Origin of the sequence: Streptomyces cahuitamycinicus (genome assembly GCF_002891435.1) — a bacterium.
In the GTDB taxonomy this organism is placed as follows: Bacteria; Actinomycetota; Actinomycetes; order Streptomycetales; family Streptomycetaceae; genus Streptomyces; species Streptomyces cahuitamycinicus.
In genome coordinates, this window is record NZ_POUC01000260.1 from 1 (window position 1) to 11,474 (window position 11,474).

An 11,474-nucleotide genomic window follows, 5' to 3' on the forward strand; every position below is an offset into this window, starting at 1 on the left:
GGGCTGTTGTGACCTGGGGTTCTCCCCTGGCGGAGGGAGATAGGTCACATCCTGGGGGAGATTGGATCACAAAACAGCCCAGAACCCTGAGGATTCCAGGGTTCTGGGCCGGGGGCTCACAGCGGGTGCTACGGCGGCTACGGTGCGCCGATCAGCTGAGGCGCTCGATGACCATGGCCATGCCCTGGCCGCCACCCACGCACATCGTCTCCAGACCGAACTGCTTGTCGTGGAACTGCAGGGAGTTGATGAGCGTGGTGGTGATGCGGGCACCGGTCATGCCGAAGGGGTGGCCGACGGCGATGGCGCCGCCGTTGACGTTCAGCTTCTCCAGCGGGATGCCCAGGTCGCGGTAGGAGGGGATCACCTGGGCGGCGAACGCCTCGTTGATCTCGACCAGGTCGATGTCGTCGATGCCCAGCCCGGCGCGCCGCAGGGCCTGCTTGCTGGCCTCCACCGGGCCCAGGCCCATGATCTCGGGCGACAGGCCGGAGACGCCGGTCGACACGATCCGGGCGAGCGGGGTGAGGCCGAGCTCGCGGGCCTTGGTGTCGGACATGATCACCAGGGCCGCGGCACCGTCGTTCAGCGGGCAGCAGTTGGCGGCGGTGACCATGCCGTCGGGGCGGAAGACCGGCTTGAGGCCCTGCACGCCCTCCAGGGTGACGCCGGCGCGGGGGCCGTCGTCCTTGGAGACGACCGTGCCGTCGGGGAGGGTCACCGGGGTGATCTCGCGCTCCCAGAAGCCGTTCTTGATGGCCTCTTCGGCGAGGTTCTGCGAGCGGACGCCGAACTCGTCCATGTCCTGACGGGTGACGCCCTTGGCGCGGGCCAGGTTCTCGGCGGTCTGGCCCATCGCGATGTACGGGTCGGGCAGCAGGCCGTCCTCGCGCGGGTCGTGCCAGGTCGAGCCCTCGGACTGGGCGGTCGCGACCGTGCGGGCCTCGGCGTCGGCGAAGAGCGGGTTGTGGGTACCGGGCAGGCCGTCGGAGCTGCCCTTGGCGTAGCGGGAGACCGTCTCCACACCCGCCGAGATGAACACGTCGCCCTCGCCCGCCTTGATGGCGTGCAGGGCCATGCGGGAGGTCTGCAGGGAGGAAGAGCAGTACCGGGTGACCGTGCAGCCCGGCAGGTGGTCCATGCCCATCTGGACGGCGACGATCCGGCCGAGGTTGTGGCCCTGCTCGCCGCCGGGCAGGCCGCAGCCGAGCATCAGGTCGTCGATGTCCTTCGGGTCCAGCTCGGGGACCTTGGCCAGGGCGGCCTGGACGATCGTGGCGGTCAGGTCGTCCGGGCGGAGGTCCTTGAGGGAGCCCTTGACGGCGCGGCCGATGGGGGAGCGGGCGGCTGAGACGATAACGGCTTCGGGCATCACGGCTCCATTGACGTACCGGGTGGTCGGGCAGGGCTGACTGGGAAGTTACCCGTACGTATGGGCTGGGTCACGGGTGTCGCGGTGTGACCCTGACCGCAGTTTCCAAGCGCTTGCTTTTCGAGGCTCCTCAGTTCGAAGGGGTCGCCGGGGCCGGTTCCTGCTCGGGAACCCGCCGACGCCGCCGGCGCTTGAGCAGGGCCCACGGCCCGCGCGGCCCGCTCAGCATCGCCGCGGCGACCTCCGTGCCCGCCTCCGAGGCGGCCTCGGCCGCCGCCCGCGCCACCGGCAGGAAGCCCTCGCGGCGCGAGGCGTCCGGGCGCTCCTCCTCGGCGGGCCACAGGCCCAGGGAGGCACACACGGACGGCAGGACCGCCATCGCCGCCGTCGCATAGCCCTCGGCGGAGGGGTGGTAACTGTCCGGGCCGAACAGCTCGCGCGGATTCTCGGCGAACTCGGGCCCCAGCAGGTCGCCCAGCGACACGGTGCGTCCGCCCTGTTCGACGACTCCGATCGTCTGGGCGGCCGCCAGCTGGCGCGAGGCCCGTCGAGCCAGCCAGCGCAAGGGTTGCCGCACCGGCTCGATCGTGCCGAGGTCGGGGCAGGTGCCGACCACGACCTCCGCACCGGCCGTCCGAAGCCGGCGAACCGCCGAGGCCAGATGGCGGACCGAGCGCGTCGCGGGCATGCGGTGGGTGACGTCGTTCGCGCCGATCATGATCACGCAGATGTCGGGCACGGGATCGGGAGCGGCCAGCACCAGGGCCACCTGGCGGTCCAGGTCGTCCGAACAGGCCCCCGGGGTCGCCACCGTGCGCAGCTCCACCGGGCGCTCGGCCAGCGCGGCGAGCCCGGACGCCAGGAGCGCCCCCGGCGTCTGCCCGCCGCGGTGCACCCCCTGACCCGCGGCCGTGGAGTCGCCCAGCATCGTCAGCCGCAGCGGTACCCCGGCCGGACCGGCGTACATACGGCCGTACAGCCCGTCCGCGTGTGGCACGTGCGGTGACGTGCCGTTGCTCACCCGGCGCCGCGCCAGCTGCACCTCCGCCAGCACCAGCCCCACCGTGGCCGCCCCGGCCAGACCGATCCCGCCGCCGCCATAAGCCGCGCCGGCCGCGATCCGCCGGGCCACCCTCGCCCTCGACATGCTCGTCATGCGTCGCCGCCACCTCCTCGAACCCGTACACCCAGTGCTTGCCCCGTACAGCCCGTCGTCCAATCTCAACGGGGAGTGAACGACCGTCACGGACCATGGGCAGCACATAGGCTGGCGGCACCACACAGACCATCTTCTGCGGCATCCGGAGACAACGGTGCAGTTCCACGACTCGATGATCAGCCTCGTCGGCAACACCCCGCTGGTGAAGCTCAACAGCGTGACCAAGGGCATCAGGGCGACCGTCCTGGCCAAGGTGGAGTACTTCAACCCCGGCGGTTCGGTGAAGGACCGCATCGCCCTGCGCATGATCGAGGCGGCGGAGGAGAGCGGCGCGCTCAAGCCCGGCGGCACGATCGTCGAGCCGACCAGCGGCAACACCGGCGTCGGGCTCGCCATCGTCGCCCAGCAGAAGGGGTACAAGTGCATCTTCGTGTGCCCCGACAAGGTGAGCACCGACAAGATCAACGTGCTGCGCGCGTACGGCGCCGAGGTCGTGGTGTGCCCGACCGCCGTCGATCCCGAGCACCCGGACTCCTACTACAACGTCTCCGACCGGCTGGTCCGCGAGACGCCCGGAGCCTGGAAGCCCGACCAGTACTCCAACCCCAACAACCCGCTCTCCCACTACCACTCGACCGGCCCCGAGCTGTGGGAGCAGACGGAGGGGAAGATCACCCACTTCGTGACGGGCGTGGGCACCGGCGGCACCATTTCCGGGACCGGCCGCTACCTGAAGGAGGCCAGCGGCGGCTCGGTGAAGGTCGTCGGCGCTGACCCCGAGGGCTCCGTCTACTCCGGCGGCTCCGGCCGGCCCTACCTCGTCGAGGGCGTCGGTGAGGACTTCTGGCCGACCGCCTACGACCGAAGCGTCGCGGACGAGATCGTCGCCGTGTCCGACAAGGACTCCTTCCAGATGACCCGCCGCCTCGCCAAGGAGGAGGGCCTGCTGGTCGGCGGCTCCTGCGGCATGGCCGTCGTGGCCGCGCTGGAGGTCGCCGCGCGGCTCGACGAGGACGACGTCGTGGTGGTGCTGCTGCCGGACAGCGGCCGCGGCTATCTCAGCAAGATCTTCAACGACGAGTGGATGGCCGACTACGGCTTCCTGGAGGACGCCGGCCCCAGCGCCCGCGTCGGCGACGTCCTCGCCGACAAGGCCGGCGACCACATGCCCTCCCTCGTCCACATGCACCCGGAGGAGACGGTCGGTCAGGCCATCGACGTGCTGCGCGAGTACGGCGTCTCGCAGATGCCGGTCGTCAAGCCGGGCGCCGGCCACCCCGACGTGATGGCGGCCGAGGTCGTCGGCTCCGTCGTCGAACGCGAGCTGCTCGACGCGCTGTTCAGCAAGAGCGCCTCGCTCGACGACCCGCTGGAGAAGCACATGTCCGGCCCGCTGCCCCAGGTCGGCTCCGGCGAACCCGTCGCCGACCTGATGGCCGTGCTGGGCAAGGCGGACGCGGCGATCGTCCTCGTCGAGGGCAAGCCGACCGGCGTGGTCAGCCGCCAGGACCTGCTGTCCTTCCTCGCCCGCACGGGGAAGTGACGGCCAACGTCCGGTGAACTGCCCGTGAACCGGGTGAACTTGCGCTGTCCGTGATCTTCGCGGACTTCGCGAAACCGGTACGCGGGTGTCACGTTCGCGCAGCACCCGCTTAACACGCGTCCTGCACATTGGTGGTTGTCGGCAGGGCGATGGGGGTAGCTCCCAGGGCGTTCAGCACTGGGAAAGGCTCCCCGCCCCGGCCGGCGCCGAACGGCGTCGACGGACCTCCGGAGCGGCTCCCGGACCTCCACGGACGCCATGGACGCGCACGCCCGGCCTGACCGGAACCGCGTCCTTCGCGGGGACCGCCGTCGTCCCGCCCCCCGGTCACGGGGGTGCGGCGGTCCCCGCGCGTTCTCCGCGGTGTACGGCGCGACCAAGGCGGCCGTCACAACCTGTCGGAAGCCCTGCGCGGGGAGTTCGGGCCCCGGGACGTCCGGGTCACCGACATCGAGCCCGGCATCGTCGAGAGCGAGCTGCGCACCCACATCTCCTACGACGAACTGTCCCGGCAGGTGGAGGACATGGTCGACGCGGTGGGCACTGTCCGCCGAGGAGCCGGCCGACCTGGTGGCCTACGTGACGAGCCGACCGCGGCGGGTCAACCTGCGGCAGATCGTCGCGCTGCCGACGCGGCGGGTCCGACCCGGGCGCGGGCGGGGCCGGGGTGCTCAGTCCTCCCAGTAACTGCCCTGGGGGGACTTGCGGCGGCCGAAGAGGTTCGGGTTGGTGCGGGCCGCCTGGACGATGTTGACGCCGACGATGCCCGCCCACGCGACGAGCAGGCCGGGCAGATCCCCCACGCCCCCGCCGATCGCCGACAGCGGCACCGCGAGGACCAGGGAGACGATCCCGAAGCCGAACCGCTCGCCCCAGGAGTCCATGGCCTTCGGTGACCGGGAGTCCCGGGTCGTCTGCATCTGCTGCTCGGCGAGCTGCCGGCGCACCCGGCGTTCCACCGCGCCGTCGATCCGCTGGTCGACCTTCTCCAGGAACGAGTCGACCAGCTCCGACTCGTACTCCTCGCCCAGATCCCTGCGCGCGTGCAGGGTGGCGTCAAGTTCCTTCTTCAGGTCGGTGTCCCGCGCGTCCATTCCCGTCATGCCGTCCACGGTAGGAAGGCGCGGCGCCGGCCGCACTGGGGTTAGCCCCCCGGTTCCGGAGGGGGTTACCGGTGGTCCGGCCGCCGTCCTCCGGTCCGGCTTGCCGGTCTGCATATGCTCATGCAGAATCCTCAGCTACTGAATAGGCGAGGGGGAGCACGTCATGAGCGTGACCGACAGCCCTGCCGCGCGGCTCCAGGCGCTCTTCGAGGGCCACCGGCTGACGCCGACCCAGCGGCGCATCGCGCACAGCATGGTGCGGCGCGCCGCCGACGTGCCGTTCCTGTCGAGTGTGGAGCTCGCCGAGCTGGCCGGGGTCAGCCAGCCGTCCGTGACCCGCTTCGCCGTCGCCCTCGGCTTCGACGGCTACCCCGCCCTGCGCCGCCATCTGCGTGAGGTCGCCCCCGCCGAACCCGCTGCGGAAGCCGGGGCTCGCAACGAGTACCAGCAGGCCGTCGAGGCCGAGATCGAGAACCTGCGGCATCTGGCGGAGGCACTGGCCGACCCGGCGCCCGTCCAGCGCGCGGGGCACCTCCTCGCGGCCTCCCGCCCGCTGCTCGTCCTCGGCCTTCGGGCGGCTGCCGCCCAGGCGCACGGCTTCGCCTACTTCGCCGCCAAGGTCCATCCCGACGTACGGCTGCTCGGTGAGGGCGGCACGATGCTCCAGGACCGCATCGACGCCGCCGTCCGGGCCGGCGCGAGCGCACTGCTCTGTTTTGCGCTGCCCCGGCACCCCCGCGAGGTCGTCGACACCCTCGCCTGTGCCAAGGAGGCCGGGCTGACCGTCGTCACGGTCGCCGACTCCGCGTTCGCCCCCGTCGCCAAGGTGTCCGACGTGCTGCTGCCCGCCGCGGTCGGTACCGGCCTCGCCTTCGACACGGCCTGTGCGCCGATGCTGCTCGGCCGGGTCCTGCTGGAGGCCATGTGCGACGACCTGCCCCAGGCCCAGTCTCGCCTGGAGGAGTTCGACACGAAGGCGGCTGCGCGGGGCCTGTTCGTCGACTGACGGAACCCGCGAATTTTTAAGACTCGTCTCACGTGGCGTCGCTACCGTACGTCTCCCCGAGGCTTGGAGACCGGACGGAGGCTGGACGTGACACGCGGAGGACAGGGACTGGCCCGGGTGGCCGTCGTCGTACGGGCGGGGGCGGCCCCGCTGTGGTGGCTGGGCGTTCTCGCGGCGGGCATCGGCCTGCTCACACCGGGCCTGACCGGACGCCGCATCGGCGTTCTGGCCGGGGCGGCGCTGTTCCTCCTGGCGACGGCGGCGGTGGGCCGCGGACGCCGCAGGCGATACGCTGCCCTGGCCGCCGCCGCGTCCCGGGCCGGCAAGCACGACGTGCTCCAGGACCGCGCGGTCACGGTACGCAACTGGCGCCGGGGCAACCGCTGGTGGCTCCTGCTCGCCTTCCTCGCCGCCCTCGGCAGCGCCGTCGTGACCCCGGCGGCCGGCGGCATGCTGCTGGCCGGCTGCGGGGCGGGCCTCTGGCTGAAATCGGCCTGGCTGGGCCGCCGGGAGCAGGCCGACGAGGCGTTGCTGTGGGTGCGCGTGGACTGGCTGCGCGGGGGAGCGGCCCACCCGGCAGGCAAGCAGGTGAGGGCGTACCGCAGCACGGGCATCGCGGCAGGGGACGCGGCCCCGGGAGGCGCCCGAAGGAAATCCCCGGCGCTGGTGTGATCCGGCGCCGGTGCGCTCCGCTGGGGGCGCGGGGAACTGCGCGACAAGCCACGAGGCACCCGCGGCCGGAAACCTACGGAACCTCCCACGGCGCTCGCGTCAACGCATTTACCTGCGCCCCACCCGACTCGGCGACGACCTCCTCCACGGTCTGCGCCCGCCGCACCACCGCGAAGCGCCCGCCCGGCCCGAACCCGTACACCCCGGGCCGCACCAGCGAGTTGTACCCATAGTGATGCGCGAAGTAGTACGCCCCGGTGTCCAGCGCCGCCGCGTAGTCCCCCTGCTCAAGCAGCGGCATGGACCGGGCCTCCGCCAGCAGATCCCCCGCGAAACAGGCCGGCCCCGCGACGTCCTGCACGACGACGGGCCCCTCCTTCGGCCGCCCCTTCGCGTCGTACGCGGAGATCCGCAAGGGCCAGCTCCCCGGCGCGTACACCGTCCGCGTGGCCACCTGCACCCCGGCATGCGTCACCGCCACCGCCCGCCCGCCGGAGGCCTTCGCGTACTCGACGCGCGCCACCACCGTCCCGTGCTTCGCCAGCAGTGACCGCCCGAACTCGGTGACCAGCCCGTACCGCCCGTCGAACAGCCCCGGCACCTCCTCGGCCAGCAGCCGCGCGTACCGTGCGTACGTCGGCGTCGTCGCGTCCGACGCGAAGTTCACCGGCAGGCCGCCGCCGATGTCGAGCGTGTCGACCTGGCGCCGCCCGGCCCGCCGGTTGATCTCCTCCGCCAGCGCGTACGTCTCCGCCACGCCCCGCGCCATCAGGGACAGCGGGATGCCCTGGGACCCGGTGTGCGCGTGCAGCCGGGTCAGCCACGGCCGGTCCAGATACGCCTGGACGACCCACTCCCGGGCACCCTCGTCGCGCAGCGCCACCCCGAACTTCGAGGTGGCCGTCGCCGTCGACAACGCCTCGATGGAACCCCCGCCGACCTGCGGGTTCACCCGGATTCCGAGAGGGGAGCGGCTGGGCCGTGACCGCATCAGGGTGTCGATGCGATCCAGCTCTTGGGGATTGTCGGCGTTGACGGCGATGCCCAGGGACAGCGCCTCGCGCAGCTCGGCCGGGGTCTTCGCGGGGGAGTCGAGCACCGTCATCTCGACCGGCACGCCCGCCGCCCGCGCCAGGGCCAGCTCACCCGGGCTCGCGACCTCCGCGCCGACGCCCTCCTCCCGCAGCAGCCGCAGGACCGGCACCAGCGGCGTCGCCTTCACCGCGAAGGCGTGCAGCACGGGCGTGCCCGGCGCCACCACCGCGGCGAACGCCGCCCGCAGCCGAGCCGCCGACTCCCGGATGCCGGTGACGTCCAGCAGCCCGACGACGGGGCTGCCGGGTCCGAGCAGCCCCTGCTCCACGGCGGCCCGCACCGCCTCGTCCCGTCGGGCCGCCCGGCCGGCCCCGGTCTCGTCCGCCTCTTCCGCCTCGATGTGTGCGCCCATGCATCCAGCCAAACATCCACGGCACCGCCGCGCCGACGCCCCGACGTATTGACTAGGTCTATTCATGAGGTCAGGATGTGAATAGAAGCAGCAACATCCGCTGGGAGCACCCTCAGGAGGCCGACCATGTCAGGACCCCGCCCCGTCCGAGCGCCGCGCGGCACGGAACCGAGCGCCCTGGGATGGCAGCAGGAGGCCGCCCTGCGGATGCTGCAGAACAACCTCGACCCGGAGGTCGCCGAGCACCCCGACAAGCTCGTCGTCTACGGCGGCACCGGCAAGGCGGCGCGCGACTGGCGCTCCTTCGACGCGATGGTGCGCACCCTGAAGGGGCTGAAGCAGGACGAGACCATGCTGGTCCAGTCCGGCCGCCCCGTCGGTGTCATGCAGACCCACGAGTGGGCCCCGCGCGTCCTCATCGCCAACTCCAACCTCGTCGGCGACTGGGCCAACTGGGAGGAGTTCCGCCGCCTCGAACACCTCGGCCTGACCATGTACGGGCAGATGACCGCGGGCTCCTGGATCTACATCGGCACCCAGGGCATCCTCCAGGGCACCTACGAGACCTTCGCCGCCGTCGCCGCCAAGAAGTTCGGCGGGACGCTGGCCGGCACCATCACCCTGACCGCCGGCCTCGGCGGCATGGGCGGCGCCCAGCCCCTGGCCGTGACCATGAACGACGGTGTCGCGATCTGCATCGACTGTGACCCGCGTGCCATCGAGCGGCGCATCGAGCACCGGTACCTGGACGTGAAGGCCGACAGCCCGGACCACGCCCTGAAGCTGGCGACCGAGGCACGCGACGCCCGCCGCCCCCTCTCCATCGGAGTCCTCGGCAACGCGGCCGAGCTGCTGCCGCGGCTCCTCGCCATGGGCGCCCCCATCGACATCGTGACCGACCAGACCTCGGCCCACGACCCGCTCGCCTACCTGCCCCTGGGCACCGCTTTCGAGGACATGGCCGACGCCGCCGCCAAGGACCCGGCCGGCTTCACCACCCGGGCCCGCGAGTCCATGGCCCGGCATGTCGAGGCCATGGTCGGCTTCATGGACGCCGGCGCCGAGGTCTTCGACTACGGCAACTCCATCCGCGGCGAGGCCCAGCTCGCCGGATACGACCGGGCCTTCGCCTTCCCCGGCTTCGTCCCCGCCTACATCCGGCCCCTGTTCTGCGAGGGCAAGGGCCCGTTCCGCTGGGCCGCCCTGTCCGGCGAGGCCTCCGACATCGCCAAGACCGACAAGGCGATCCTCGACCTCTTCCCGGAGAACGAGTCCCTCGCCCGCTGGATCAAGCTGGCCGGCGAACGCGTCCGCTTCCAGGGCCTGCCCGCCCGGATCTGCTGGCTCGGCTACGGCGAGCGGGACAAGGCCGGTGAGCGGTTCAACGACATGGTCGCGAGCGGGGAGCTGGCCGCGCCGGTCGTCATCGGCCGCGACCACCTCGACTGCGGCTCCGTCGCGTCCCCCTACCGGGAGACCGAGGCCATGCTTGACGGATCCGACGCGATCGCCGACTGGCCGCTGCTGAACGCCATGGTGAACGTCGCCTCCGGGGCGTCCTGGGTGTCGATCCACCACGGCGGCGGCGTCGGCATGGGCCGGTCGATCCACGCGGGGCAGGTGACCGTGGCCGACGGCACGCCCCTCGCGGGCGAGAAGATCCGCCGCGTGCTCACCAACGACCCCGGCATGGGCGTCATCCGGCACGTCGACGCCGGATACGACATCGCGGAGTCGGTGGCGGGAGAGCGGGGCGTCCGCGTCCCGATGCGCGAGGGTGACCCGGCGTGACCCAGGACACCGGCAGCTCCTTCCACCAGATGTGGCGCGAGCTGCTCCCCCTCGGGCGGCACCCCGACTCCGGCGGGTACCGGCGGTTCGCCTGGACCGGGACCGACGGCGAATGCCGGGCCTGGTTCGAGGACCAGGCCCGCTCACGCGGCCTCGCCCACGAGGTCGACCGGAACGGAAACCAGTGGGCCTGGCTGGGCGACCCCGCCGGGGGCGATGCCGTCGTCACCGGGTCCCACCTCGACTCCGTACCGGACGGCGGTGCCTTCGACGGCCCCCTCGGAGTCGTGTCCGCCTTCGCCGCGCTGGACGAACTGCGCGGCCGACAAGCCCGCTTCACCCGACCCCTCGGCATCGTGAACTTCGGCGACGAGGAGGGCGCCCGGTTCGGCCTCGCCTGCGTCGGGTCCCGGCTCACCGCCGGGCAGCTCACCCGCGAACAGGCGCACCGGCTCACCGACGGCGACGGCGTGACACTGCCGCGCGCCATGGAGGGCGCCGGACACGACCCGGACGCCATCGGGCCGGACCCCGAACGGCTCGCCCGCATCGGCGCCTTCGTCGAACTGCACGTCGAGCAGGGCCGGGCCCTCGACCTGTCCGGCGACCGCGTCGGCATCGCCAGTGCCATCTGGCCGCACGGCCGGTGGCGCTTCGACTTCCGCGGCGAGGCCAACCACGCCGGCACCACCCGGCTCGCCGACCGGCGCGACCCCATGCTGTCGTACGCCGAGACCGTCCTCGCCGCCCGGCGCGAGGCCGAACTCGCCGGAGCCGTCGCCACCTTCGGCAAGATCGCCGTGGAGCCCAACGGCGTCAACGCCATCCCCTCCCTGGTGCGCGGCTGGCTCGACTCCCGTGCCGAGGACCAGTCGAGCCTCGACACCGTGGTCGGCGGCATCGAGAAGGCGGCCCGGCAGTACGCGGACGCGCACGGCATCGACCTCGACGTCGTCCGTGAGTCCTTCACCCCCGTCGTCGAGTTCGACCACGCCCTGCGCGATGAACTCGCCCGCATCCTCGGCACGGACACCGGCCTCACCGTCCCCGTACTGGGCACCGGCGCCGGACACGACGCCGGGATCCTCTCCGGGAGCATCCCGACCGCCATGCTGTTCGTGCGCAACCCCACCGGCGTCTCCCACTCCCCGGCCGAGTCCGCGAGTGAGGACGACTGCGTGGCCGGGGTACTCGCACTCGCCGACGTACTGGAAGGACTGGCGTGCAGGTGACGACAGCGGCCCCGCGGACGTACTGGCTGGAGCACGCCTGGCTCGGCACCCTCCCCCAAGCGCCCGGCTCCGCTCGCGCAGGGGGGACCCCCATCGAGCCGGGCGTCGCCCTCGACGTCCGGGACGGCCGCATCACCGCCGTCCGCACC

At 72.4% G+C, this 11,474-nt stretch carries 9 protein-coding genes and 2 pseudogenes; 7 read left to right on the plus strand and 4 right to left on the minus strand.

Annotated elements, in window-relative coordinates; genetic code table 11:
- Nucleotides 1-151: 151 nt before the first annotated feature.
- Both C1J00_RS28265 and C1J00_RS28270 read right to left on the minus strand, forming a co-directional pair.
- Nucleotides 152-1,372, minus strand: coding sequence for an acetyl-CoA C-acetyltransferase (locus tag C1J00_RS28265; RefSeq protein ID WP_102911832.1), 1,221 nt, complete (start codon nucleotides 1,370-1,372; stop codon nucleotides 152-154).
- A 130-nt stretch (nucleotides 1,373-1,502) separates the two neighbouring features.
- Nucleotides 1,503-2,528: an SGNH/GDSL hydrolase family protein gene (locus C1J00_RS28270; protein WP_102911833.1), complete on the minus strand. Its 1,026-nt coding sequence runs from the start codon at nucleotides 2,526-2,528 to the stop codon at nucleotides 1,503-1,505.
- 157 nt (nucleotides 2,529-2,685) lie between these two features.
- Between C1J00_RS28270 and C1J00_RS28275 the strand changes: the two genes are divergently transcribed.
- Nucleotides 2,686-4,074: a cystathionine beta-synthase gene (locus C1J00_RS28275; RefSeq protein ID WP_102911834.1), complete on the plus strand. Its 1,389-nt coding sequence runs from the start codon at nucleotides 2,686-2,688 to the stop codon at nucleotides 4,072-4,074.
- A 360-nt stretch (nucleotides 4,075-4,434) separates the two neighbouring features.
- Nucleotides 4,435-4,761 (plus strand): annotated as a pseudogene (locus C1J00_RS47100) (SDR family oxidoreductase); the annotation flags it as partial.
- On the opposite strand, the gene C1J00_RS28285 reads toward C1J00_RS47100, so the two are convergent.
- Nucleotides 4,746-5,168: a hypothetical protein gene (locus tag C1J00_RS28285; protein ID WP_180989724.1), complete on the minus strand. Its 423-nt coding sequence runs from the start codon at nucleotides 5,166-5,168 to the stop codon at nucleotides 4,746-4,748. The pseudogene C1J00_RS47100 and the gene C1J00_RS28285 sit on opposite strands and share 16 nt — an antisense overlap.
- A 172-nt stretch (nucleotides 5,169-5,340) precedes the next feature.
- Between C1J00_RS28285 and C1J00_RS28290 the strand changes: the two genes are divergently transcribed.
- Both C1J00_RS28290 and C1J00_RS28295 read left to right on the plus strand, forming a co-directional pair.
- Nucleotides 5,341-6,183, plus strand: coding sequence for a MurR/RpiR family transcriptional regulator (locus tag C1J00_RS28290; RefSeq protein ID WP_102911836.1), 843 nt, complete (start codon nucleotides 5,341-5,343; stop codon nucleotides 6,181-6,183).
- Between the two features lie 87 nt (nucleotides 6,184-6,270).
- Nucleotides 6,271-6,855, plus strand: coding sequence for a hypothetical protein (locus C1J00_RS28295; protein ID WP_102911837.1), 585 nt, complete (start codon nucleotides 6,271-6,273; stop codon nucleotides 6,853-6,855).
- A 73-nt stretch (nucleotides 6,856-6,928) separates the two neighbouring features.
- On the opposite strand, the gene C1J00_RS28300 is transcribed toward C1J00_RS28295, so the two are convergent.
- On the minus strand, nucleotides 6,929-8,302 hold the full coding sequence (locus C1J00_RS28300) for a type III PLP-dependent enzyme domain-containing protein (protein WP_102911838.1): 1,374 nt from the start codon (nucleotides 8,300-8,302) through the stop codon (nucleotides 6,929-6,931).
- Nucleotides 8,303-8,428: 126 nt separating this feature from the next.
- Between C1J00_RS28300 and hutU the strand changes: the two genes are divergently transcribed.
- The 3 genes and pseudogenes from hutU to C1J00_RS47105 all read left to right on the plus strand — a co-directional run.
- A complete protein-coding gene (gene hutU / locus C1J00_RS28305; RefSeq protein ID WP_102911839.1) occupies nucleotides 8,429-10,093 on the plus strand; it encodes a urocanate hydratase in 1,665 nt (554 codons plus the stop codon).
- 29 nt (nucleotides 10,094-10,122) lie between these two features.
- Complete coding sequence (locus C1J00_RS28310) at nucleotides 10,123-11,325, plus strand: allantoate amidohydrolase (protein ID WP_102911840.1); 1,203 nt, start codon at nucleotides 10,123-10,125, stop codon at nucleotides 11,323-11,325.
- Nucleotides 11,316-11,474, plus strand: a pseudogene (locus C1J00_RS47105) (formimidoylglutamate deiminase); the annotation flags it as partial. The gene C1J00_RS28310 and the pseudogene C1J00_RS47105, both read left to right, overlap by 10 nt.

What these genes read in the sequence shown, in the direction of transcription:
- hutU (WP_102911839.1), top strand. Translation starts at nt 8,429, where the DNA reads ATGTCAGGACCCCGCCCCGTCCGAGCGCCGCGCGGCACGGAACCGAGC.
- C1J00_RS28300 (WP_102911838.1), bottom strand. Translation starts at nt 8,302, where the DNA reads ATGGGCGCACACATCGAGGCGGAAGAGGCGGACGAGACCGGGGCCGGC.
- C1J00_RS28265 (WP_102911832.1), bottom strand. Translation starts at nt 1,372, where the DNA reads ATGCCCGAAGCCGTTATCGTCTCAGCCGCCCGCTCCCCCATCGGCCGC.
- C1J00_RS28270 (WP_102911833.1), bottom strand. Translation starts at nt 2,528, where the DNA reads ATGACGAGCATGTCGAGGGCGAGGGTGGCCCGGCGGATCGCGGCCGGC.
- C1J00_RS28310 (WP_102911840.1), top strand. Translation starts at nt 10,123, where the DNA reads ATGTGGCGCGAGCTGCTCCCCCTCGGGCGGCACCCCGACTCCGGCGGG.
- C1J00_RS28290 (WP_102911836.1), top strand. Translation starts at nt 5,341, where the DNA reads ATGAGCGTGACCGACAGCCCTGCCGCGCGGCTCCAGGCGCTCTTCGAG.
- C1J00_RS28285 (WP_180989724.1), bottom strand. Translation starts at nt 5,168, where the DNA reads ATGGACGCGCGGGACACCGACCTGAAGAAGGAACTTGACGCCACCCTG.